This window comes from Rhodosalinus sp. K401 (assembly GCF_041365735.1).
In the GTDB taxonomy this organism is placed as follows: domain Bacteria; phylum Pseudomonadota; class Alphaproteobacteria; order Rhodobacterales; family Rhodobacteraceae; genus Rhodosalinus.
Map to the genome: position 1 here is coordinate 1 of NZ_JBGFSI010000014.1, position 21,872 is coordinate 21,872.

Consider the following 21,872-nt stretch of genomic DNA (forward strand, 5'->3'; position numbering starts at 1 on the left):
CGCGCAGCCCCCCTGCCCCACCCATGGCCAGAGGTGAAAAGACCGCTCCCTTGCCCTCGCTAGCCGCGATCCGCGCGGCCGTGACTGCCGCTTCCATTCGATCGCCCTGCTGCCCAAGGCCCGCGAGGCTCCAGAGGTGATAACCCATACAGGCGCGGGTTATCGGGTGAAGATCGGCGACTTGTGCGATCAGGTCGAGCCAACCGCCCGCGCGATCCGCGAAAGGCTCGGCTTCATCTGCCATATTCTCGGGATCGCGGCGGTCGAGAAAGGCGGCCAAGTCCACCACTGGGCCTGGCCCCCCTGTCAGACGACGTACCGCCCAACCGACACGTGCAAGGGCTGCGGTGTCGTCGTGCGCGCCGGACAGGCGCATGGAGATCCAGAGCGCCAGCCGATCCGGGCCAATGCGATCACCCGCGAACCAGCTGAGGTCGGCAGCCTCGATCAGGGCAAGCCTGTGCCGCCATCCTTCCGGGCCGCGCTTCAGCCGGTCGTCCAGCGCGCCGACGCGACCGGCCACACGGGCAAGACGCGCGGCATGACCGGCCTCTGCTTTCCGCCAGTCGTCGAGAACAGCGGCTTCACGCGGTTCGGCCCGTGGTCCGGGCGGCAAATAATCCGGCTCCTCTTCCATGGGGCCGGGCAGGAACCAAAGATCGTCCTCAGACGACTGCTCCACCTCCTCAGCATCGAGGAAGAGAGCGTCCGATTCATCATGCAGCGCAGGTGCTTGAGGCTTCATATGTGCAAAATACTGGAGTTTTGCATTTTACCCAAGGGTTTTGTCAGAATGCACCCACGCTCCTCATATAGCACGCACAGGCGATGGTCGACGAGGGCTCTCTGATCGCGCTCGCTGCATAGAAACCAAGGGCTTTACGTTGAGCAGGGCCACAGAGAGCGCCCTTGCATTCGTTTTCAAACGGTCGTTTATTGATCATACCTTAAACTGCAAACGGCCAGTTTTGATGCCCCTGATCGGTTATGCCCGCGTCTCGACTGAGGATCAGACCCCCCTGCCCCAGTCGCAGGCCCTGACATCTGCAGGCTGTGTCGAGATTCACGAAGAACAGGCCTCTGGCGGAAACCGCGCGCGACCCGTGCTGGCCCGTGTGTTGGAACGCATCGGCAAGGGTGACACGTTGGTCGTCGTGCGTATCGACCGCCTGGCGCGGTCCCTCTCGCATCTGCTGGAGGTAATCGAGCTGCTGGAGGCGAAAGGTGCCTTTTTTCGCTCGCTGACCGATCCGATCGACACGTCCTCGCCGCAGGGCAAGTTCACCCTACAAGTTCTCGGCGCCGCGGCCGAGTTCGAGCGCGCCCTGATCCGCGAACGCACCAAGGCGGGGCTGGCCTCGGCGCGCAGCAAGGGGCGGATCGGCGGCAACCCGGGCCTGCGCGCCCGCGATCCCGCGGCGCTGCGCAAGGTGCGGCTGGCGCGACAGGACAGCTACATGGAACGGCTGAACGAGACAGCGCAGGACTGGGTGCCCCATGTCCGCCGCCTGCGGCCAGACATGGCCTGGGAGGACGTGCTGCGCATCATCAACGCTCCCCTGCCCCGAGAGCGGCATTGGACGCAAAGCCGGCTCCTGCGCGCCGTGAATGCCTATGTCCGCGATGGCTTCCTGCCCGAAACTGTGCTGGGCCGTGCCGGCCGACGCGAAACCGACGACCGCCTACCTGCCATCGTCGCCGCCATCAAAGGCGCGGATCCCGGCATCACGCTTCAGGCGATCTGCACCCGGCTAGAAGCGATGCGCGAGCGCACACCCCGCGGGCGGACAAGCTGGCAGCCGTCATCCGTTAAGATGCTGTTGGAGCGAGCCGAAAGGCTGGGGCTGCTCGAGTAGCCAAACAACCTTGCACATCTTCCGCGCCATGGAAGGATTACAGGGTTAAGGCCAGCGCCACACTCGGAAACTGTCCGCTCATGCAAAGGGGTTGACGATGCGAAGCTGGCCTTCCACCAGCAGGCCATCTTGCATGTCCTCACTCCAGAGCGTGGTACAGCCCGCAACCAAAGCGCTCGCCACGATCATCGCATCGTAGATTGAGAAGCCGTAGCGTTCCGCCAAGGCGCGGCCGACGTCATGGGTCTGCACAGTTAGATCTTCGACGGGACACAAGGCGCGCACGCCTTCGAGAAATGCCGATGCTTCCTCCCAACTGAGGCCGGCTTTGCGGCGGCAGTTCACCAGCGCCTCGTTCAGGACCTGAACGCTGATCCGGGGCCCCTGCCCCAGGATGACCTCGGCGCGATCGGCCTTCTGGCCGTCGTCAAGCAGGTAAAGAACGACATTCGTATCCGCGAATTCAGCGCTCATGCGCAGCGTCGCGGCTCAGGCGCTCTGCAGCGGGCAACTTGCCCCGGAAGCGGCGCAGGCCGTTCAGCACCTCGTCCGCACGCGCGTGGCGTCGCACCCTCACTTGGCCGTCGTCCTTGACCAAGTCGATCTGATCGCCTTCTTTCAAGCCAAGTTCGCGAACAAGCTCCGCGGGCAGACGGACGGCAAGCGAGTTGCCCCATTTCGCGACCTGCATTGTGGCCTCCTAGCTGGATATACTCTTAGTAATGTATATCCGAAGGGCTACAAGAACAAGCCTGCCACCAAACCGTAGCCACTCTTGTGCACGACGCAGCCACTAACACCAGATTTAGAAAGAGCTTGCGCGAATCTGGCATGTCGGGCAATAGTCTCGAAAAATACCGCGTGGTCACATAAAAATCGCGCCCACGGATCGAGGCAGAGATGAGCGACGCTGAGCAGGACCTAGACATTGCCATCGGGCACTACGCAGAGCTTCTCGCGTCGAACCTTCACGCGCAACGTGCGGCTCACTTCCCTCCTGACGCCAAGAAGGTCATGCGCAGCCTGACCAGCGGTGAAGCGGCCGAGTTGCTTGGGGTCGACCATACCTATCTTCGCAAGCTTCATCGAGAAGGAAAGATCGCTGACGTCGAAACGACTGCGGGAAGTCACCGTCGGTATACGCTGGATGATGTCTGGGACATCCGCCACGCCCTTGAGGCAAATGCAAAAAAGCCTGGCACCTACGTCCCGGGACGTCGTGGCGGGGATGAGCTTCAGATTATCTCTGTCGTCAACTTCAAGGGTGGGTCAGGCAAGACGACCACTTCAGCGCACTTGGCGCAACGCTTGGCGCTCAAAGGATATCGGGTGCTCGCGATCGACCTCGATCCTCAGGCTTCCCTTTCCGCGCTGCATGGCATCCAGCCTGAATTGGACCTGATGGAGGGCGGGACCCTCTATGACGCGGTGCGCTACGATGAGCCGGTTCCGATTTCGGAGGTGATCCGCAAGACCTACATCCGCGGTCTTGATCTGATTCCTGGCAACCTCGAACTCATGGAATTCGAGCACGAGACGCCTGCCGCTATTCAGCGGGGTGGTGCGCGCGCCTTTTTCGCGCGGGTGCGTGATGCGCTCGACAGTGTCGAAGCAGACTACGACGTCGTCGTCATCGACTGTCCCCCGCAGCTCGGCTTCCTGACCATGTCCGCCCTGTCGGCATCCTCCGGCGTCCTTGTAACCGTTCACCCGCAGATGCTCGATCTGATGTCCATGTCGCAGTTCCTGCGCATGACCGCTGATCTGCTCGGTGTCATCCGGGATGCCGGCGCAAATCTGCGTTTCGACTGGCTGCGGTTCCTACCGACCCGATACAAGGTGGGCGATGCCCCACAGACCGAGGTCATTGCCTTTATCCGTGGACTGTTCGGTAGATCAGTCCTCACCAACCATATGGTTGAGTCGACGGCTATCTCTGACGCGGGGCTGACCAAGCAGACGCTCTATGAGGCCGACAAGAAGGACTTCACGCGTCAGACATTCGACCGCGCAATCGAGTCCATGAACGCAGTCAACGACGAGATCGCTGAGATCATCCAGAACACGTGGGGCCGAAATGGCAAGAAAGCCTAAACTCGGGCTGCCGTTGCAGACCCTGCGCAACGCGCCGGACGCACTGGAAGGGCGCAGGCTGCGCGGCGGCGTCTTCGAAATCGAGCCTGACCAAATCGAGACCGCAGGTCGGCTTGATGACCGTTTGCACATCGAGACCGAGGGTCTCAAAGCCTCGATTTCCAAGAATGGTCAGCGCGTGCCTATCCTTGTCCGGCCGCTTGAGGGTGAGCGTTACAGCCTAATCTATGGCCGTCGTCGTCTGGAAGCTTGCAGGGAACTCGGGATCAAGGTCCGCGCCATCGTCACGGAGATGGAGGGCGATCAGGCGCTTCGCGATCAGCTTTTGGAGAACCAGGAGCGTCGGGACCTTAGCTTCATCGAACGCGCGCTTGTCGCCGCCGCCTTGCTTGACGGTGATCATCTGACCGCATCCGAACGCACAAACAAGGGTGTCGCCGAGGTTCTCAATTTGACTGAGGCAGGCGTTTCTCAGCTGTTAAGCGTGGTTCGCACCGTGGGAGAGGACTTGATCCTGGCCATTGGCGCGGCACCGGGCATCGGAAGGCCGCGATGGGAAGAGCTCAAGAAGTTGCTTGGATCTAAAGATGTCGATCGTGAACGGCTTGCCGCTTTGGCCGGTGAGGCGAAGAACGCCCACCAAGGCGGGATAAACGAGAAGTCCGATAATGCATTCTTGGCTGTCCTCTCCGCTGCAGGAAAGCCTGAACAGACCGCGTCTTCGTCTCGCCCTCGCGGGCAGCCTGGCACGGTCATTCCGGGCGTCGGTGCAGCCACTGTCACGACTGGACGTCGTGGCAAGCAACTCAAGCTCGAGTTGAAGGCCGAGGACAGTGATTTCGTCAGCTGGTTGGAGGGACATGCCCCGCAGTTGATCGCCGAGCTTCACGAGCGCTGGAAGCGTTCGGAAGACTGAGGAAGAGCAACAAACAAAGGAGGCACGAGACAGGCAGAAAAGAAAAAGGCCCCGAGAAGCAAGCTTCACGAGACCTTTCTTAGGTTTCGCACGGGACCAGCCCGCTACAAAACTTCAGTTTTCGCACCTCTGAATGTAGCGATCTGGCCCCTTTCCCGCAAGCGCAAAGCGATTCGCGGGCCAGGGAAATTTTGCCTTCGTGAACGAAAATCATGGAGTACACACCTATTTCGCCGTTTATGCGGCCGATTTCGCACGCCCATCTGCGTGTGGTCGAGCGACCCGAGGCGTCCGTTTCAGGCAAGCCCGTCAATAAGTGGGAGCTCTTGCGTGAGCTGTCCAAGGCGCAGGCTGCCTTTGGGGTTTCCGAGCGCGATCTGACGGTTCTCCAGGGGCTGCTCAGCTTCTTTCCCGATGATGCGCTTGGCGGGAACGCCGAGATGGTCGTCTTCCCGTCCAACAAGGCAATCTGCGAGCGGCTGAACGGCATGCCCTGCTCCACGATGCGCCGTCACCTGGCCCGCCTGGTCGAGGCCGGCTTGCTGATGCGACGCGATAGCCCCAACGGGAAGCGCTACGTCCGCAAGCACGGTGAAGAGCATGTGGCTTTCGGCTTCGAGCTCTCGCCGCTCTACTGCCGGTCCGAGGAGATCGCGCGGGCCGCAGAGGCCGTGCGTGAGGCCGAGGAGCGTGTCAGGCGGTTGAGGGAGGTCGTCAGCCTCATGCGGCGCGATCTCGCGGCCCTCGCGGAGTTCGGAGAGGAGATCCGGCCTGGCCTTGGCCTCTGGGATCAGCTGCGCGACATGGCCGCCCTCACGGCACGCGCGCTTCGCCGCAAGTTGTCGCTTGAGGACCTCTCGGCCTATCGGGCCGAACTTGAAGCTCTCCTCGATCAGGCTCGCAACCTCATCGATGGTCCTGAAACAGAAGAAATGAACACCAATGATGCTCGTTTTGAGCGTCACCATCATAATTCAAATAAAGAATCTATAGATCTTGAACCTGCCTTAGAAAAAGGCGGGGCGGCGGCCGGCGCGCCAGATGATGATACCGATGCGCCTGTTGCTGACGTTGAAGAGCCGGATACTCGACAAGTCCCAAAAATCCCGCTCCACTTGGTACTTGCCGCCTGCCCTTCGCTCAAGACCTTCTACCATGCTGATATCCGGCACTGGCACCAGCTTTTCGACGCGGCGTGCCATGTCCGGCCTGCGATGGGGATCAGTGCATCCGCCTGGGAAGAAGCGCAGCGGTTTATGGGCCCCGAGCAGGCGTCGATCGTCGTTGTCGCCATGTTGGAACGCTTTGCCGACATCCGATCCCCGGGGGGCTATCTCCGTGCGCTGACATCCAAAGCTGCAGCTGGCGAGTTCTCTTGTGGGCCAATGGTCATGGCGTTGATCGGTCGGCGGAGTGCGGCTTAACAGCTGTTAAGTTCAGATCGTCTATGGCTCGTGTTTCATGACTTAACAGCTGTTAAGTCGCCTCTTGGCAGCCGCAGGATGTTCGAGAGGAAAAGGTTGGGGTTTGAGGGGTGACGGGAAGTGAGATCGGGAGAGTGGCTTCCGGCGCCCGTCGTGGAGAAGATCTGATGGCGAAAGCAACCCAGAACATCACCCTGTCCCCGTCGCGGGACATTCCCTTCAACAAGCTCGTGCTGAGCCAGTCCAACGTGCGGCGCATCAAGGCCGGCATTTCGGTCGAGGAGCTGGCCGAGGACATCGCCCGCCGTGGCCTCCTGCAGAGCCTGAACGTGCGGCCCGTGCTCGATGCCGATGGTGTCGAGACCGGCACGTTCGAGATCCCGGCCGGTGGCCGCCGCTTCCAGGCGCTGTCGCTCCTGGTAAAGCAGAAGAGGCTGGCGAAGGCCGCGCCGATCCCCTGCATCGTGCGGGATGCTGCGTCCGACATTCTGGCCGAGGACGACTCGCTGGCAGAGAACATGCAGCGCGTCGCTCTGCACCCGCTCGATCAGTTCCGTGCGTTTCAGGCCTTGCGCGAGAAAGGTCAGAGCGAGGAAGCGATCGCGGCGGCCTTCTTCGTCACGCCGCAGATCGTCAAGCAGCGCCTGAAACTCGCGTCCGTGGCCCCTGCCCTGCTTGAGGTCTATGCCGAGGATGGCATGACGCTGGAACAGCTGATGGCCTTCACCGTGAACCCGGATCATGCGCGTCAGGAACAGGTCTGGGATGCGGTGAAAAACTCCTGGAACAAGGAGCCCTATGCCATCCGGCGCATTCTGACGGAAACCTCGGTCCGGGCGTCCGATCGCCGCGCGGTCTTCGTCGGTGTCGATGCCTATGAGGCGGCCGGCGGTGTCGTCCTGCGCGATCTCTTCCAGGGCGATGACGGAGGCTGGCTCGAGGACCCTGCCCTGCTCGATCGGCTGGTCTCCGAGAAGCTCCAAGCCGAAGCCGAGGCGCTGGCCTCGGAGGGCTGGAAGTGGATCGAGGTGGCGACCGACCTGCCCTATGGCTACAGCCACGGTCTGCGGCGTCTGGCCGGTGATTCCGCCCCGATGACCGACGAGGAAAGCGCGGCCCACGCTTCGCTCCTCGCCGAGTATCGTGCGCTGGAAGAGGAATACTCCGGCCAGGACGAATACCCCGAGGAGATCGACGCGCAACTCGGTCAGCTCGAGATGGCGATGGAAGATCTCGAGCAGCGGCCGCTGATCTATGACCTGGTCGAGGTCGGGCGCGCGGGTGTCTTCGTCACGCTGGATCGGGACGGCAGTCTCGCGGTCTATCGAGGCTATGTCCGGCCCGAAGACGAGCCGCGCGAGGAGACCGCGGTCCAGGATGGTGACGGCACGGATGCCATGGGGCAGGGGGATGATGTCGGTGTTTCCAGTTGGAAACCGTCGGCGACCTCCGCCGGGGGCACCGTCATCACTTCGGGTGGTCAGCCGATCGGTGCCGATCCGACCGAAGATGAGGAAGACGGCGCTCTCAAGCCGCTGCCCGAGCGCCTGGTCATCGAACTGACCGCCCATCGGACCCTCGCGCTGCGTGAGGCCATCGGGCGTTCTCCCGACGTCGCGCTTACGCTACTGCTCCTGAAGCTGGTGACAGACACCTTCCGCACCTCCTCTGCTTCGGGCAGCTGTCTCGAGGCTTCGGTGCGCCACGTCTACATGTCCGCCCAGGCGCCCGACCTGAAGGACAGCATCGTGGCTAAGCTGGTCGACGAGCGTCATGTCGCCTGGGAGGCTGATCTACCCCTCGGCGATGATGCTGCCCTCTGGGACTATCTGACGGCTCTCGACCAGGGCAGCCGTCTCGCCCTTCTGGCGCATTGCCTCAGTTTCGGGATCAATGCGCTCCATGAGAAGGTGAACCCTTACGGTGCGGGCATCTCGGCCAGCGGTCTGACCCGCCGCATGGCGCATGCCGACCTCGTGGCCCACGCGGTGGATCTCGACATGGTCGAAGCGGGCTGGGAGCCGACGGTCGATGGCTATCTCAACCGTGTGCCCAAGGCCCGGATCCTCGAGGCCGTGCGCGAGGCGAAGGGGGAGGGGACCGCGCAGCTTCTCGATCACCTGAAGAAGGGCGAGATGGCGACCGAAGCCGAGCGGCTCCTCAAGGGCAGCGGTTGGTTGCCCGAGGTCCTGCGCCGGGCCGATCTGGCGGCGCATGACGGCGAGGATCTCGCGGAAGGGCAGGGGGAAGATGTGGGCGAGCCCGAAGACATCGATCTCCCGGCTTTCCTGACGGCCGATTTGCCGGAGAGTTCCGCGTCGATGATGGCCGCAGAGTGATCTGAGCCATCCGGGGGCGGGGAAACCCGCCCTCATTCCAACAAAAGACTGCAATATCAATATGATGAATGCGGATTCTCGCATTCGGGATGAGGAATCATGTCTGCAACAATCATCATCGACACAGCCCCCCTCGGGGCACTGATCCGCTACACCGACGGCAGTCCCAAGCCACCGGCACGCTTCACCAAGAAGCTGGCAGCCTGGGAGCGTTCGAACGGCGTCGGCCGTCTCGTGAAGAAAGAGCCGCCCCGGGTGTATCCGACCTGGACCGCTCCAGCTTCCTTCACGCTGCATGAAGGGAACTTTTCTTCGGACGGGGTGATCCTCGTAACCATCATGCGCAGCCATTCGGCGGACAGCCGTCTGATCTTCGAGGTGGCCGAGGTACCGAAGGCCGGGCAGGTGCGTGTGCTCCTCGACTTCGGGGGCAACACTGAATTGCTGCATCTGGCGGAGTCCGTCACCGCAGCCGAGCTCTGGATTGCGCGAGAAGGCTATCGCAACGCGCGGCTCGAGATCGTCGGTGCCGAGGACGGCGAAAGGGCAGGGGGCGCGGACCTGGCCGCCTGAGCCCCGACAATGCGCGAGGGGTCTGCCGAAGGGCCGGGCCTCTCACCGACCAAGAACCTCGTCCCGCGATATCGCGGGGCGCCATAGGATCCATCCGCCAAGACGGAGGTCTTCAACCAAGAGCCTGCCCGGGAGGCTGGCGGCGTTCCAAGCATGAGCGGGACAACCGGCTCCTGACGTTGGGGCACCATCCCCCGCTCGCCATTCCCTTCCTTGCCCCGAATCCCGTCTTCGAGATCAACCCGCGAGGGGTCGGACTACGGGCAAGCCCGTGCCGCCGGGTGGATTCGGACGAGCCGAACGCACCCGGTGATGTCAGCCAGTCTTCGGGCCTGCGGGGTCCTGTCGCGCGGGGGATGGTCCCCCGCCTCCAAGACAGGAGCCAAACAGATGTCCCGCAAAGATGCACACGCCTTCGCCGCCTCCCTCGCCGCCACGCTCATGGTCTCGATCGTCGTCTTCCAGGCAGGGGATGGAACCTTCGGCGCCGTCCCCGCCGATGAAATCGACGGCGACGAGGTCGTGATCGTCTGGGAATACGATCCCTTCGGGTGAGGCTTCGGCCTCACTTCCCGAGGGTCCGGCACGGCGCAGGTGCGCCGCCGGGCCTATCGCGTGCCGTGTGATCGGTGCTGCAGATCTGAAGAACGCCTGTGTGCCACCAGCGCAGATCACAGTACTTACAAGGGCTCAAGCACGCGAAAATTGACTTGGAGAGAGCACGCTAGGATAAGTGGGAAAAACAAATCGTTACAAGATTGAGGACCGACAGTGACGCTGGATATCCGCGGTAGCCTGAAAAACACGCGCATCAGCAAGAATCCATTGGTGGTCGTGGATGAGCTACTGGCGAACTCGATCGACGCGTTCCTGATCCGAAAGAGGGATGAGGCCGACGCGGTTGCCCTGGAAGTGACGCTCAAGGTGAAAGCTACGAAAGCGGACTTGCTCGGCGAGGTGTACGACCTTGAGATCACCTGCGAGGACAATGGTTGCGGTCTTGGGCCAGAGCAGCGCAAGGCCTTCCTGACTAAGGACACCTCTTACAAGGATGACCTCAACATCCCCGGCATCGGGAAGTGCAAAGGAACCGGTCGCGTCCAGTTCTTCCACCACTTCACGGCAGTCTCCCTGTCATCAATCTACAGAGAGGGAGACCGATTAAAGCACATCTCGCTGCCTCTTCTGCGCGACCGAAAGACCATCGAAGAGACCGATTTCACGGTAGAGGATCGGGACACCGGCGAAGTCGGGACCCATATACGACTTTCGCACGTGGTGCCGAAGCTGCGCGAGACCATCCTATCCGTCGCCAGCGTGCACAGGACGTTCACTGCAGAGGCGATCCGACAGCACGTTCTCTTCAACCTGCTGCAAAGGTTCGTCAGCCTTAAGGATGACCTCGGCGGCTTCCAGATTAAGTTCGTCAGCGACCTTGGGGGCAACAAGTCTGAAGAAACCCTGACGCCCGCAGATATCCCCGAGCACACGTCCGTGACGCCGATCACCGTCGAACACATCGAAGGCGTGGATAAGGTATCGGCCGACTTCACCATAACGCACTACAAGCTGGACGAGACGCAGTACCCGTTGCCTCGCAACATCATAGGCTTGTGCGCCAAGGCGTCTATCGCTGAGCTCATCACCGGTCGTTACCTCAAGACCAAGACGCTCGAAAACAACGCGATTGACGGTCATTACCACATTGTCCTGATCGAGGGGGACCTGTTGGATGATGGTGTGAACGAGCAACGCGATGGGTTCGATAAGATTCCACTAGACGACGGCTCAGGCGACTTTTTCGAAGGGATGCAGGTCACCTTCGAGGACATATTCTCGGTTCTCGACGACAAGGTGCAGGAGCTCATAACGCCACCTGATTGGTCCAGGGATACGATTGTGAAAGACGTGGCGAAGGATTTCGGCGTGTCTGAGGAGATGCTCTCGTACTCGAACACGCGCGTGAAGTTCGGGGACACCCCGAACGAGGTAGCGAAGCGTGTCTTGACGAACCTTCAGGAGCTGGTGGTCAACGAGACGTCCAGCCTCTCGGCTATGAAGGATGCGATCAAGGGCCTCGCCCCGGACAGCGATGACTTCCGACGCAAGATCGACGATCTTTCGTGGGAATTCGCCTCGTCCCTCAAGACGATAGACATGGCCAACCTCTCGCAGCTGGTTGTTCGCAGGTCAGCATTGATCGACGTGCTGGACCTGGCTGTGAAACAGGGCCTCAACGTCCAGGCCGAACTACCCGACGGAAAGCGCCGCAAAAACGAGGCTCTGATCCACAGCATCTTCTTCCCGATGCGGAAGGACAGCGAGGAGGTTTCGGACCACGACGTCTGGTTGCTCAGCGAGGAGTACCACTACTACGACTACATCGCCTCTGACATGCCGCTGAACCAGATCAAATGGGACAACGGCCAAAGCCTCTTTGAAGCCGACGTCGATGAGGCCGTTGGCGAGTTGCTAAACCGGATAGGAGAGGAGAACGGGGGCTGCCGCCCGGATATAGCGCTGTTCCACGAGGAAGGCTCCGTTGTGATCGTCGAGTTCAAGGCGCCCGGCGTCAGTCTCGACGAGCACGACAACGACCTGATGGAATACGCCACAATCTTGGCCGCGAAGTCCAACGGAAGGCTGAAAAAGTTCTACGGATACCTGATAGGGGATACCATCAATCCAATCCGCCTGAGAGGCTACAATCGCTTGCCCGGCGAGAACGGCTTCTTCAGCACCAACGACGTGAAGGAGCCGAAAAGCCAGGCTACACTCGGGCAGCTGTACTCGGAACTTCTTTTCTACGGTGACATCGTGGATCGTGCTCGCAAACGCATCGGAGTATATAGGGAGCGCCTGAAGCTACCGCCGCTTTGATCAAGGTCGGCTTGGTGCCGCTCCGCCGACCTGCACCCACCAAAAATGCTGCACGATGGACGAATGACCGGTTCTGTGAAGCTACGTGGCAGCGCCTGGCTGTGAGGCGAATGGAGCTCAGGGCCGATCGCGTAGGTCAAGCCTTTAACTGATGGCGAGGTCGCTCGCGGTCTTTCCCGCCGCCAACGCCTCCACGAACCACTGCGGCTTGCGTCCCCGGCCGGACCAGGTGAGCGACGGATTCTCAGGGTGCCGGTATTTCGCCGCGGCTGGCGCACGGGAGGATTTCGTCTCGGTGCCGACGAGTTCCGCCAGGGAATAGCCGAGGTCCCGGGCGAGAGCTTCCACCTTGGCGCGGGCTTCCGCCTTCTGCCGATCCTCGAATGTGGAGATCGCCTTGGCGACGTCCTTCTGGATTTTCTTCAGCTCGCTGAGCGACAGCGCCTCGAGTTCGTAATCAGCCATTGGTGCGGTCCGTGTCCTGAATGTCCCGGTATCGATAGCCTGTCGCAGCAGGGTGCCGCAACTCCCGGAAGCTAAGGGCAGGGGTGGCAACGGATGATGATCGCCGTCGTTGCCGCCAGTGAGGTGCTGAACTGGGGGTCAGGCTGTCCCGATTGGAGGGGTGACAGTGTCTGGCATTGGCTCCCTGCGCATCTCTGTCCTCTGGGCCATCCCTTCGACTGACAATCCCCTAATCCCGTTCGGTTGCCTGCATGCAACCCCGCGTCAGTCCGGGCCGTGTTGCCCCTTCGGGGCTGCCCGCTCCACCCCGGTCCTCTGGGGGTTTCCGGCGTCCGTTCCGGCCACCGTGCACGCGTCACCCGACGGGCTTTTTCCGGGTCTTGTCGAAGGGACGGTCCCGAAGACAGGAAACACAGGAGCTTACCATGCAGAACATCGTCATCCTCGCCGGCAACATCGGTCAGACCCCCGAAGTCCGCACCACCCAGGGCGGCACCAAGATCACCAACTTCAGCCTCGCCACATCCCGCCCCCGCCTCTCGGAAGGTCGCGTCCTGCGCGACGAGAACGGCTACCGGGTCATGGACACCGAATGGCACCGCATCACCTGCTTCAACGGTCTCGGCAAGACGGTCGCGGAGCATTGCGAAAAGGGCATGAAGGTCCTCGTCCACGGCCGCATCCACTACACCAAGTGGATCGACAGCATGGGGAACGACCGCTACGGTTGCGAGATCATCGCCGAGAAGGTCGACTTCCTGAGCCGCCCGAAGTCGGCCGAGACCGAAAACCCCGAGCTGGTCGACCGCGACGACGAGATCCCGTTCTGAAAAGAACGGGGTCTCCCCCTCGAACCCGGCGGGGCAACCCGCCGGGTTCGCGGCACTGCCGCAAGGCAGCGTCGAGCCCTGACCTACCGAGTGGTGCAATTTGCGATAATACCCATTCTCCGGGACGTAGACAAAGCCGTGACCAATAGACCGTTTTGGGCCTCAACCGCATATCATTGCACCCGAGTGTAGGTCTTCCCGGCCAAAACTCGCTCTACCTGCGCGGTGTTATTGGCGCCGATGCGTATGGCGATCTCCTCAGCGCTGTGTGTTTTCGCCAACGCCCTAATAGCCTGAACCTGCTTAATCGAAAGTCGTCCATCACGTCCGCAGATTTGAGCAATTGCCCATGCGTCGTCACGCCATTTTTCTGCTACCCAAGGTGCAGGTAAGCCTTTGCGCGGATGCTCCTGCAACCATTTCAGGACAACCCGATCCCGCTCGTCCGGCATTGGGACTACGTTTTTGGAAAGTATTCCGTGCTCGCGCATATAGCGCAAACCTGACTTCCCGCCCGGTATCATATTGAGGCGTCGTTGGTCGTCCCAATGGCCGTCCACCATGAACTCCTCCGCTTCATAGAGCGCTTCTACATCATCGGTCGCGGCCATGACTTTGTGGTGAATGTATGTGAGACGGCCCGCATCGCGTTCTTCGCGAAACCTGCGGTGAAACAGTAGCACGCTGCCTTGGTCAATGTTGCGGCGGTGCTCAGCCCACCGCTTCTGCCAACTGCGTGTCGTTACGCCCACGTAAAACCATCCTTGATCGGGATAGGAGCCGCCACCGCCGAAAATGTGCTGGTAGAGCACATATGACTTCTTAGGATACCCTTGGGGATTGAACAGCATATGCGCGGGACAACTGAATATCATGGCAGGCTTCGACACAGTACTTTCGTCGATCTCTGTCTTTCGTGCGCGTGCTGCCGCAAGAAACGCGGGATCTGAGACAACCTCTACCTGAATGCTGGGGCCTATGGCGATTTCCCCATCCTGTGCCGGGCGGCCTGATTGAAAGGCTCTATCCCGCGAAACGGCTCTGTGTTGGAGTTCGATTTTCTTTTGGGGTGCCACGAAAGGTTCGGCACCCTCCAGAAAGATGACATGAAACACGGGTATGATTTGCCCCGGCACAAGACGTACCACGCCGTTTGGCTCAAAGGCTGTTTTCATCCATTGCGCACCGTACTCGGTCTTGGAAAAGGAAGACAGCATAGCCTGCAGATGGCCCCGAAGCGGCGCCATCTCCTTGGGGACAAGATGGTCCCACCACATCCGGTTGATCAGCGTCATCCAACGCCCTCCACCGCTCACTTCACTCCGCAATCATAGAGCGCCAGAAAAGTCTAAGATAGCCTGGTCAATCGATCGTCACCACTCCGTCTATGGAGACAAAACGAAGCGCGCAGCAGAAAATTTCTAGTTGGCTGCAACAAAATGCTAACCCCGTAGCTTACATCAGTTTCTGCCCTCCTGACCGTCATCCAACTATTCTGCAGATGGTATTTTTTCTCGGATACAACCACCGTTTGTTGAACAGCTCAATCATTGAAGCAGACCTTCGTGCGGTTGCAGAGAAAGCTTGCTCCGTCCTGCACTGCTGCCCTTCGCGCTGAGGCTGAAGAGTCAGAGGAGTGCCGGTTTCCGGGTGACGGGTTGAGGGCTGGGAGAGTGGCTCCCGGCGCCTGTCACGGAGGAATACCGATGGGCGTTGTGGAAGTTCTGGATCCAGTCGCACCGGCGCGGGCGGGTGGCTGGAAAGTGGATGTGAGCCGTGGTGAGCGGAACGGGCGAGTGTCGTCCGAATGGTTCAACCGGCCGGATGACGAGCGGTATCTGTCGCTCGATGATCTCTGGGCCAATGTGAAGGGTCGGTCCGAGCGCAGCCGCAGCCGGGTGGTGCAGACGGCGGACATCCGCGTAGAGGCCGCGCGCGATAACCCTGAGCGGTTGCATCTGATGCTGCCGAAAGCGCAGGAGCCTGTCGCACCCACGCATTGGGCGTTTGGCCAGCTTGCCAGCATCGTCGGTGCCCCGGCATCCTACCTGCGGCAGCTTCCCGCGCCTCTGGCGGGGATCAACCTGCAATACGGTTTGACCAATCACCGTGCCGAGCAGGTGAAGACCTTCGAAACCGAGGATGGCCGCACGGAACTGCGCGCCGTGACCGGTCCCGACTACGGCCGCATCCATGACTTCGAACTTGTGGAGGCGGTGCAGCGCATCGCCGGCAATGGCACGGGCGATACGCGCTGGAAGGTACCGGGTGTGCTGGATTGGTCGACCGGGGTCTACAACCCCGATGTCGAAATCAGCCGCGACACGACCACGCTCTACGCCTCGGACCGCGATGTCTTCCTGTTCCTGGTCGACGATCGAAACCCGATCGAGGCGGGCAAGCTGGCGGACGGCTCACCCGACCTCTACTTCCGGGGATTCTACTGCTGGAACTCCGAGGTGGGGGCAAAGACCCTCGGCATGGCGAGCTTCTACCTGCGGGCGGTGTGCCAGAACCGCAACCTCTGGGGTGTCGAGGATTTCCAGGAGATCAAGATCCGTCACTCGAAATACGCCGCGTCGCGCTTCGCACATGAGGCGGCGCCGGCGCTGACGCGCTTCGCCAATTCCTCGCCGCTGGGATTCGTGAACGGCATCAGGGCAGCACGGCAGCAGGTCGTGGCGCGCAGCGATGAGGACCGTGCAGATTTCCTGCGTAAGCGCGGTTTCTCGAAAGCCGAATCCGGCAAGATCATCGAGAAGGTGCTGATGGAGGAAGGCCGCCCGCCCGAGAGCATCTTCGACTTCGTGCAGGGCATCACGCGGCTTGCGCGCGACAAGACCCAGCAGGATGCCCGCCTCGACATGGAAGGGCGCGCCAAGAAGCTCCTCGACCGGGTCGCCTGACGCCGGGCCCGACAACGCGACCGCCCTCGCGCGCGGCGGCGGTCGCACTTTCCCTTTCCACACGCACGCCACTGGCCCCGCCCCGAGAGGGCAGGGGGCTTCGGCCTGCGCATCTCAGCGAGAACCTTCATGACCCCCCAGGAAGAAACCGTCATCCTCGAGGCCCGTGACATCCTCGGCCGCTACCTCAGCCAGAACCCGGTCATCGGCAGCTGGCATGCGCTGATGGACTACTGCGCGCTGACCGTCCGCGGGCCCATCGAGCGGTTCCACGTGCTCTACCTCGACCGCAAGAACCGCATCATCTCGGATGAGCTTCTCTCGACCGGTACGGTCGACCATGTCCCGGTCTATCCGCGCGAGGTGATCAAGCGAGCGCTGATGCTGAACGCCAGCGCCCTGATCCTGATCCACAACCACCCTTCGGGCGATCCGACGCCGTCGGAGGCCGATCTCAGCATGACCAAGGAAATCCAGAAGGGCTGCAAGTACCTCGGGCTGACGCTGCACGACCACATCATCGTCGGCGCCGGGACGGAGCTGAGCCTGCGGGCCCTCGGCAAGCTCTGAAGGCCCATCGGACCCATCACCGCCGCCCCTTCGAGGACGAGGGCGGCGGTTTGGTCTTTGACGGATGAAGCGGGGAGAGAGGCTTCCCGCGCCGTCGGAGATTTCCCCATGTTCGACTTGCCCCTCCCCATCCACCCGACCACCGGCCCGCGAGGCTTCTCGCCGGTTTTCGCTGTGGGCGATGCTGATCCCAACCACCCCTTTGCCCTGACCCTGTCGCGCCGCACGCCTGCGGATCTGATGTCGGGCCGGGCCGCGCCGTTGGTCTTCGCGCGCTTTGCGACGCTGGCCGATGCCATACAGGGCGCGATCGACCATGCCGAGGGCATGGCCACGGATGCCACGCCCCAGCTTCTGGCGATACTCGATCGCGACGAGCGCCTTGTGCTGGCCGGGGCCGCCAGTGACCACGCCGTCGCCTGGTGCCACCCGGTGACGAGCACGGCTGAGGCACGTGGCGTCGTGACCGAGGCGAGCCAGCTGCGCGCGCAGGCGGGCCGCGCGGCTGCCTGGGGTGAGCCCGATCTTGCGCAGCGGCTGCGCCACCGCGCCGATTTTCTGGACGGGCGCCTCGTCGACCCGCTCTGGCGCGCTTTCACTGCCCGGGCGCTGCAGGTCGCTGCCTGAGGCCCGAGAGGCAGAGGAGGGCAGGGGGGATTTGGAGCTTGTCCGGGGGAGAGAGATCGCCCGGACCGGCTCCGATCCTTTAACCTTAGCGGAGACTCACGATGACCCTGACCGAACCCACCCTCACGGCGCCGATGACACCCTCGTCCGTCGACATGGCGCAGATCTTCGCGGCGCATGCCGAACGCGCGGCCCGGATCGACGCACTGCGCCCCGGCAACAAGGACCGCCTCTTCGACGGTCTCATGGCCGCTGGCATCACCCATGTCACCGTGACCTTCGACGGTGCGGGGGACAGCGGCCAGATCGAAAGTATCGGTGCATGGTCTGGTGAAACCGCCGTCGATTTCCCCGCGACCGAGATCGAGTATGCCGCGCTCACCTGGGACGACCCCGAGGTCGAGATGCGGCAGCTCTCGCTGGAAGATGTCGTCGAGCAACTCGCCTACGACTTCCTCTCCGACACGCATGGCGGCTGGGAAAACAACGTCGGTGCCTGGGGCGAATTCTACTTCGACGCCGCGGCCCGCTGCATCCATCTCGAGTTCAACGAGCGGTACACCTCGTCCGAACTCTTCACCCATGATTTCTGAGGGTGCGGCGATGGCACATCCCTATCACCACGCCCTCTCCTCGGTGAAGAAATGGGGCGGCACGGTCGAGGATTTCATGGCGGTGCATGCCTGGTTCGACCAGAGCAAGGAGATCACAGCCGACTTCCGGCACCGGGCGCTGCGCCACCATGCCGAAGGCATCTTCATGGCCGAGACGATTTTCGGGCCGACCCTCACCCTCTCGACCGGGCGCATCATCCCGACCCGCTGGGTTGGCGAACAGCATGTGAAGGAAGACCTCGGCTTCATCCCGAGCTTTGGCGATTGGGTGAAGGCCATCCGTCCCGAGCCCTGGATGGGCCGGGCCGGGCGGACCGAGGCGCTGGTCGACCCGTATTTCGCCTCGCCCGTGGTCGAGGTCACCTGAGATGACCGATCCGGCCTATCAGCGCCTGGGCCTGCCAGTGACGGCTTCGCCATTTGCTGTCCTGCGGGCAGCGGTCCGGGCGCTCCACCCGGACACGCGCGCCGTTCGCGGCTTCCGGGCGGCGCGCAAGCGCTTCTACCGGCAGATGCTCTGCGCGCATGCCGACCGACAGGCGGCGGGCGACAGTCCCACAGGCTGATCGCTCCCAACCATTCTTTCATCCCAATCCAGCGCCCGGCCTCTCGGCCGGGTCTTCCCCATTCAGGAGGTCCCCATGGCGGATTATTTCACCCATTTCTCATGCCTGCTCGACGTTGGCACCCCCGACAAGGCCGCCCGCGCGCTCGCGCTGTTCCAGGAACTGCGCGCTGCGGATCAGGACGCTGACGACCCGGAGGTCGCGGGCCTCACACTCGTGCGCCAGGATGCGCCCGAGGGCAGCACCCTCTGGATCCATGACGATGAGCACGGCGATGTCGAAGCCGTCATCCGCTTCGTGCTGCGCCTCGCGGAAGAGCTCGACCTCATCGGCCTTTGGGGCTTCCAGTATGCCCTGACCTGCTCCCGGCCGCGCCTCGACGCCTTCGGCGGCGGCGCGCAAGTCATCGATCTCGGTGCCCGCAAATCCATTGGCTGGACCAGCACGCAAGAATGGCTGGCCGCCGCGCTGAACGGGGAGGACGTCGATGCCTGAGGTGATCTGTACCACGGTCTACCAGTTCCCCGAACTCTCGGATGCCGCCAAGGAAAAGGCGCGCAGCTGGTATCGCGAGCTTGGCCCACACGACGATTGGTGGGATTCGGTCTACGAGGATTTCGAGCGGGTCTGCGAAATCCTCGGCATTCGCCTGAAGACTACACCCGTCCGCCTTATGGGCGGCGGGACGCGGGCCAAACCCTGCATCTGGTTCTCCGGCTTCTGGAGCCAGGGCGACGGTGCTTGCTTCGAGGGCTATTGGTCCCACGCGAAGGGCGCGGCCGCGCGCATCCGGGACTACGCGCCCAAGGACGCGACGCTGCATGGCATAGCCGACCGGCTGCAGGCCATCCAGCGGCGGAACTTCTACCAGCTCGCCGCCGAGGTCAGCCACCGTGGCCGCTACTACCACGAATACACCATGTCCGTAGACGTCACCCGCGACAGCCCGACCTGGCAGCCGCCGACTGAGGATGCCGAGGAGATCGTGACCGACGCGCTGCGCGATCTGGCCCGCTGGCTCTACCGCCAGCTTGAGGCTGAATACGACCACCTGACCTCGGATGAGGCCATCGAGGAGGGGATCATCGTCAACGAGTACACCTTCACAGAAGCCGGGCGTCGCTTCGGGTAAGGGCGCACGGTTGAAAACTGTCAGAAAACTGCGTATGTTTCTGACAAAGGAGCGATCATGGAGCGCATGGCCGAGAGCATTATGAATGTTGCGACGACGTTGCCGGAGGGGGTGCCCTTGGCAGCGAAGGGGCTCCTGCACCTGGGCTCGCGCGCGGCGGTCGATCAAACGCTGTCGCGTCTTGCCGCACGCGGCGAGTTGATCCGTGCGGGACGCGGCATCTACATGCGCCCGGTCCAGACACGCTTTGGACCGCGTAGCCCGTCGGCTGAACAAGCGATTGAAGCGCTCGCAGTGCAGCGGGGCGAGACGATCGTCCCGAGCGGTGCTGCTGCGGCAAACGCTCTGGGCCTCACGACACAGGTGCCAGTCAAGTCGGTTTACCTTACTTCCGGTCGAAGCCGTGTGCTGAACCTTGGCCGGCAAGCGGTCGAACTGCGTCATGCGCCGCGCTGGCAGTTGGCCCTAGGGAGCAAGACCTCAGGCCAGGTTGTCCGTGCGCTGGCATGGCTCGGGCCGGATGAGGCTCCCAATGTCCTGCAAATCCTGCGATCCAAGCTCACGGAGGCGGCAAAGACCGAACTCGTGTCCGCCGCGCCGCAGTTCCCGACTTGGCTGGCACGATTGATCGGAGAGATGGTCCATGGCTGAGGCATTCCTGCGCCTCAGCGGCCAGGACCGACTGGATGCTCTTGGTGTCGCGGCCGATCGGCTCGGCCGACCAGCCCATCTCCTCGAAAAGGACGTCTGGGTGGTCTGGGCGATCCAGCAGCTGTTTGGATCGCCCATTGGTACAAACCTCGTCTTCAAGGGTGGCACCTCTCTGTCGAAGGCCTACCGGGTCATCGACCGGTTTTCTGAGGATGTGGATCTGACCTTCGATATCAGAGCGCTGATCCCGGATCTGCTGGAGGGCCGTGAAGACGCGATGCCCGCTACTTCCAGCGAAGAGCGGCGCTGGTCGAAACGTGTTCGAAAGGCTTTGCCTGAATGGGTGGCCGGGACCGTCGAGCCGATCCTGCAGCAGGCGATTGATCGGGAAGGGATCGATGCCAGGCTTCGGACTGACGGCGACAAGCTGTTCATCGACTACCCACACCTCGCGCGCGGCACGGGATACGTTTCTCCGAGCGTGATGCTGGAATTCGGTGCGCGTTCTACCGGAGAGCCCGCATCCCCACGCGATATCGTTTGCGATGCCGCGTCGGTGATCGCAGGCGTGGAGTTTCCCACTGCCCGCCCGCGCGTGATGCATGCGGAACGGACGTTCTGGGAAAAGGCGACAGCGATCCACGTCTTCTGTTTGCAAAACCGTATGCGAGGGGATCGCTTTTCTCGCCACTGGCATGATGTCGCCCGGTTGGACGATGCGGGCATCGCCGCTGCGGCCATCGAAGATCGCGCGCTTGCGATCGCTGTCGCCCGGCACAAGACGATGTTCTTTGCAGAGAAGGCGGCGGATGCCACGCGGATCGATTACGGCACCGCAACCTCTGGGCATCTACAACTGGTCCCAGGCGGCGATGCTCTCAAGGCTCTCGCTGACGATTATGGCCGGATGGTCGAGGACGGCCTGCTTGCATCAACACCAGAGCCTTTTGGCGACTTGATGGACCGTTGCGCGGGCATCGCGCGCAAGGCCAATGCAGCGTTCAAGCCTGACTGACCATCTTTTCGGAAGATTCCCGCTACTTATTCCCGTCGATCCACTTCGACATGAGCCCCTTGTCGCGGAAGCACTCTTCCGGAACGGCACGCCGTTTGATCCGGGCGAGCTTCTCCGCGAAGGCCACCTGCTTCGATGTCGGCAGCCGGTCCATGGCCGACACCGGCTTTAGCTGGGCCTGCGCCTCGATCCAGGCACTCAACGACCGACGGTCCTGCTGAACTTCCCAAGGCAGGAGGGTCTGGTTGCGCAGGGCGAGTGACCGCGCATAGGCGATCTGCTTCGGTGTCGCGGGCAGGGTGTATGTGGTGCTGTCCATCGGGAAACTCCCTTTTTAGCTTGGCCCTCAATATAGAACATAACGGGAACAAAATCAAGCCAAGCGAACGGAACGCACCGGTTCGAGAGGGAGAG

25 protein-coding genes are annotated in these 21,872 nt (G+C 62.1%); 19 read left to right on the plus strand and 6 right to left on the minus strand.

All coding sequences use genetic code 11. From position 1 onward, the window contains the following. A partial coding sequence (locus tag AB6A66_RS13965; RefSeq protein WP_371056360.1) for a hypothetical protein occupies positions 1-745 on the minus strand: 745 nt, incomplete at its 3' end. Between the two features lie 226 nt (positions 746-971). Here AB6A66_RS13965 and AB6A66_RS13970 point away from each other — a divergent pair. Continuing rightward, positions 972-1,856, plus strand: a complete 885-nt coding sequence (locus AB6A66_RS13970; protein WP_371056361.1) for a recombinase family protein — start codon at positions 972-974, stop codon at positions 1,854-1,856. Between the two features lie 78 nt (positions 1,857-1,934). Here the strand turns inward: AB6A66_RS13970 and AB6A66_RS13975 are convergent, their stop codons facing one another. Both AB6A66_RS13975 and AB6A66_RS13980 read right to left on the minus strand, forming a co-directional pair. Continuing rightward, on the minus strand, positions 1,935-2,330 hold the full coding sequence (locus tag AB6A66_RS13975; protein WP_371056362.1) for a PIN domain-containing protein: 396 nt from the start codon (positions 2,328-2,330) through the stop codon (positions 1,935-1,937). Further along, entirely contained in the window at positions 2,320-2,547 is a 228-nt protein-coding gene (locus tag AB6A66_RS13980) for an AbrB/MazE/SpoVT family DNA-binding domain-containing protein (RefSeq protein ID WP_132951966.1), read from the minus strand. Before AB6A66_RS13980 ends, AB6A66_RS13975 begins: the two co-directional genes overlap by 11 nt. A gap of 209 nt (positions 2,548-2,756) precedes the next feature. Between AB6A66_RS13980 and repA the strand changes: the two genes are divergently transcribed. From repA to AB6A66_RS14015, 7 genes are all read left to right on the plus strand, one after another. After that, positions 2,757-3,950, plus strand: a complete 1,194-nt coding sequence (gene repA, locus AB6A66_RS13985; protein WP_371056363.1) for a plasmid partitioning protein RepA — start codon at positions 2,757-2,759, stop codon at positions 3,948-3,950. Beyond that, positions 3,934-4,866 carry a plasmid partitioning protein RepB gene (gene repB, locus AB6A66_RS13990; RefSeq protein ID WP_371056364.1) on the plus strand — a complete coding sequence of 311 codons (933 nt, stop codon included), beginning with the start codon at positions 3,934-3,936 and terminating at the stop codon, positions 4,864-4,866. The genes repA and repB overlap by 17 nt, the downstream gene beginning before the upstream one ends. A gap of 212 nt (positions 4,867-5,078) precedes the next feature. After that, a complete protein-coding gene (gene repC, locus AB6A66_RS13995; protein ID WP_132951972.1) occupies positions 5,079-6,290 on the plus strand; it encodes a plasmid replication protein RepC in 1,212 nt (403 codons plus the stop codon). 167 nt (positions 6,291-6,457) lie between these two features. Further along, entirely contained in the window at positions 6,458-8,629 is a 2,172-nt protein-coding gene (locus AB6A66_RS14000; protein WP_371056365.1) for a ParB/RepB/Spo0J family partition protein, read from the plus strand. Between the two features lie 99 nt (positions 8,630-8,728). After that, positions 8,729-9,202, plus strand: a complete 474-nt coding sequence (locus AB6A66_RS14005) for a hypothetical protein (RefSeq protein ID WP_371056366.1) — start codon at positions 8,729-8,731, stop codon at positions 9,200-9,202. Positions 9,203-9,592: 390 nt separating this feature from the next. Next, entirely contained in the window at positions 9,593-9,757 is a 165-nt protein-coding gene (locus tag AB6A66_RS14010; RefSeq protein WP_371056367.1) for a hypothetical protein, read from the plus strand. 216 nt (positions 9,758-9,973) lie between these two features. Then, a complete protein-coding gene (locus tag AB6A66_RS14015) occupies positions 9,974-12,082 on the plus strand; it encodes a hypothetical protein (protein ID WP_371056368.1) in 2,109 nt (702 codons plus the stop codon). Positions 12,083-12,226: 144 nt separating this feature from the next. Here AB6A66_RS14015 and AB6A66_RS14020 read toward each other — a convergent pair whose 3' ends face one another. Then, a complete protein-coding gene (locus AB6A66_RS14020) occupies positions 12,227-12,547 on the minus strand; it encodes an H-NS family nucleoid-associated regulatory protein (protein WP_371056369.1) in 321 nt (106 codons plus the stop codon). Positions 12,548-12,972: 425 nt separating this feature from the next. On the opposite strand from AB6A66_RS14020, the gene AB6A66_RS14025 reads away from it, so the two are divergent. Beyond that, positions 12,973-13,377, plus strand: coding sequence for a single-stranded DNA-binding protein (locus tag AB6A66_RS14025; RefSeq protein ID WP_009820080.1), 405 nt, complete (start codon positions 12,973-12,975; stop codon positions 13,375-13,377). Between the two features lie 173 nt (positions 13,378-13,550). On the opposite strand, the gene AB6A66_RS14030 is transcribed toward AB6A66_RS14025, so the two are convergent. Continuing rightward, positions 13,551-14,672: a hypothetical protein gene (locus AB6A66_RS14030; protein ID WP_371056371.1), complete on the minus strand. Its 1,122-nt coding sequence runs from the start codon at positions 14,670-14,672 to the stop codon at positions 13,551-13,553. A 411-nt stretch (positions 14,673-15,083) separates the two neighbouring features. Between AB6A66_RS14030 and AB6A66_RS14035 the strand changes: the two genes are divergently transcribed. The 10 genes from AB6A66_RS14035 to AB6A66_RS14080 all read left to right on the plus strand — a co-directional run bounded on the left by AB6A66_RS14035 (position 15,084) and on the right by AB6A66_RS14080 (position 21,458). Continuing rightward, positions 15,084-16,283 (plus strand): DUF932 domain-containing protein, encoded by a 1,200-nt coding sequence (locus tag AB6A66_RS14035; protein WP_371056372.1) that lies wholly within the window; start codon positions 15,084-15,086, stop codon positions 16,281-16,283. Between the two features lie 129 nt (positions 16,284-16,412). Further along, complete coding sequence (locus tag AB6A66_RS14040) at positions 16,413-16,853, plus strand: RadC family protein (RefSeq protein WP_371056373.1); 441 nt, start codon at positions 16,413-16,415, stop codon at positions 16,851-16,853. A 108-nt stretch (positions 16,854-16,961) separates the two neighbouring features. Continuing rightward, positions 16,962-17,480 carry a DNA repair protein RadC gene (locus tag AB6A66_RS14045; RefSeq protein ID WP_371056374.1) on the plus strand — a complete coding sequence of 173 codons (519 nt, stop codon included), beginning with the start codon at positions 16,962-16,964 and terminating at the stop codon, positions 17,478-17,480. Between the two features lie 101 nt (positions 17,481-17,581). Beyond that, on the plus strand, positions 17,582-18,073 hold the full coding sequence (locus AB6A66_RS14050; RefSeq protein WP_371056375.1) for a DUF6878 family protein: 492 nt from the start codon (positions 17,582-17,584) through the stop codon (positions 18,071-18,073). 10 nt (positions 18,074-18,083) lie between these two features. After that, positions 18,084-18,461: a hypothetical protein gene (locus tag AB6A66_RS14055; protein ID WP_371056376.1), complete on the plus strand. Its 378-nt coding sequence runs from the start codon at positions 18,084-18,086 to the stop codon at positions 18,459-18,461. A gap of 1 nt (position 18,462) precedes the next feature. Beyond that, positions 18,463-18,660, plus strand: coding sequence for a hypothetical protein (locus tag AB6A66_RS14060; protein WP_107326214.1), 198 nt, complete (start codon positions 18,463-18,465; stop codon positions 18,658-18,660). A gap of 75 nt (positions 18,661-18,735) precedes the next feature. After that, entirely contained in the window at positions 18,736-19,155 is a 420-nt protein-coding gene (locus AB6A66_RS14065; protein ID WP_371056377.1) for a hypothetical protein, read from the plus strand. Continuing rightward, positions 19,148-19,792, plus strand: coding sequence for an antitoxin of toxin-antitoxin stability system (locus AB6A66_RS14070; protein ID WP_371056378.1), 645 nt, complete (start codon positions 19,148-19,150; stop codon positions 19,790-19,792). The genes AB6A66_RS14065 and AB6A66_RS14070 overlap by 8 nt, the downstream gene beginning before the upstream one ends. Before the next feature lie 57 nt (positions 19,793-19,849). Next, a complete protein-coding gene (locus tag AB6A66_RS14075; protein WP_371056379.1) occupies positions 19,850-20,443 on the plus strand; it encodes a DUF6088 family protein in 594 nt (197 codons plus the stop codon). Continuing rightward, positions 20,436-21,458 carry a nucleotidyl transferase AbiEii/AbiGii toxin family protein gene (locus AB6A66_RS14080; RefSeq protein WP_371056380.1) on the plus strand — a complete coding sequence of 341 codons (1,023 nt, stop codon included), beginning with the start codon at positions 20,436-20,438 and terminating at the stop codon, positions 21,456-21,458. The genes AB6A66_RS14075 and AB6A66_RS14080 overlap by 8 nt, the downstream gene beginning before the upstream one ends. Before the next feature lie 22 nt (positions 21,459-21,480). On the opposite strand, the gene AB6A66_RS14085 is transcribed toward AB6A66_RS14080, so the two are convergent. Next, positions 21,481-21,777 (minus strand): hypothetical protein, encoded by a 297-nt coding sequence (locus tag AB6A66_RS14085; RefSeq protein ID WP_371056381.1) that lies wholly within the window; start codon positions 21,775-21,777, stop codon positions 21,481-21,483. Positions 21,778-21,872: the final 95 nt, after the last annotated feature.

Coding starts and splice junctions, on each gene's coding strand:
- AB6A66_RS13970 (WP_371056361.1), top strand. CDS start 972: ATGCCCCTGATCGGTTATGCCCGCGTCTCGACTGAGGATCAGACCCCC.
- AB6A66_RS14005 (WP_371056366.1), top strand. CDS start 8,729: ATGTCTGCAACAATCATCATCGACACAGCCCCCCTCGGGGCACTGATC.
- AB6A66_RS14060 (WP_107326214.1), top strand. CDS start 18,463: ATGACCGATCCGGCCTATCAGCGCCTGGGCCTGCCAGTGACGGCTTCG.
- AB6A66_RS14040 (WP_371056373.1), top strand. CDS start 16,413: ATGACCCCCCAGGAAGAAACCGTCATCCTCGAGGCCCGTGACATCCTC.
- AB6A66_RS14025 (WP_009820080.1), top strand. CDS start 12,973: ATGCAGAACATCGTCATCCTCGCCGGCAACATCGGTCAGACCCCCGAA.
- repC (WP_132951972.1), top strand. CDS start 5,079: ATGGAGTACACACCTATTTCGCCGTTTATGCGGCCGATTTCGCACGCC.
- AB6A66_RS14070 (WP_371056378.1), top strand. CDS start 19,148: ATGCCTGAGGTGATCTGTACCACGGTCTACCAGTTCCCCGAACTCTCG.
- AB6A66_RS14055 (WP_371056376.1), top strand. CDS start 18,084: ATGGCACATCCCTATCACCACGCCCTCTCCTCGGTGAAGAAATGGGGC.
- AB6A66_RS14050 (WP_371056375.1), top strand. CDS start 17,582: ATGACCCTGACCGAACCCACCCTCACGGCGCCGATGACACCCTCGTCC.
- AB6A66_RS13975 (WP_371056362.1), bottom strand. CDS start 2,330: ATGAGCGCTGAATTCGCGGATACGAATGTCGTTCTTTACCTGCTTGAC.
- AB6A66_RS13980 (WP_132951966.1), bottom strand. CDS start 2,547: ATGCAGGTCGCGAAATGGGGCAACTCGCTTGCCGTCCGTCTGCCCGCG.
- repB (WP_371056364.1), top strand. CDS start 3,934: ATGGCAAGAAAGCCTAAACTCGGGCTGCCGTTGCAGACCCTGCGCAAC.
- AB6A66_RS14010 (WP_371056367.1), top strand. CDS start 9,593: ATGTCCCGCAAAGATGCACACGCCTTCGCCGCCTCCCTCGCCGCCACG.
- repA (WP_371056363.1), top strand. CDS start 2,757: ATGAGCGACGCTGAGCAGGACCTAGACATTGCCATCGGGCACTACGCA.
- AB6A66_RS14075 (WP_371056379.1), top strand. CDS start 19,850: ATGGAGCGCATGGCCGAGAGCATTATGAATGTTGCGACGACGTTGCCG.
- AB6A66_RS14085 (WP_371056381.1), bottom strand. CDS start 21,777: ATGGACAGCACCACATACACCCTGCCCGCGACACCGAAGCAGATCGCC.
- AB6A66_RS14045 (WP_371056374.1), top strand. CDS start 16,962: ATGTTCGACTTGCCCCTCCCCATCCACCCGACCACCGGCCCGCGAGGC.
- AB6A66_RS14035 (WP_371056372.1), top strand. CDS start 15,084: ATGGGCGTTGTGGAAGTTCTGGATCCAGTCGCACCGGCGCGGGCGGGT.
- AB6A66_RS14030 (WP_371056371.1), bottom strand. CDS start 14,672: ATGACGCTGATCAACCGGATGTGGTGGGACCATCTTGTCCCCAAGGAG.
- AB6A66_RS14000 (WP_371056365.1), top strand. CDS start 6,458: ATGGCGAAAGCAACCCAGAACATCACCCTGTCCCCGTCGCGGGACATT.
- AB6A66_RS14065 (WP_371056377.1), top strand. CDS start 18,736: ATGGCGGATTATTTCACCCATTTCTCATGCCTGCTCGACGTTGGCACC.
- AB6A66_RS14080 (WP_371056380.1), top strand. CDS start 20,436: ATGGCTGAGGCATTCCTGCGCCTCAGCGGCCAGGACCGACTGGATGCT.
- AB6A66_RS14020 (WP_371056369.1), bottom strand. CDS start 12,547: ATGGCTGATTACGAACTCGAGGCGCTGTCGCTCAGCGAGCTGAAGAAA.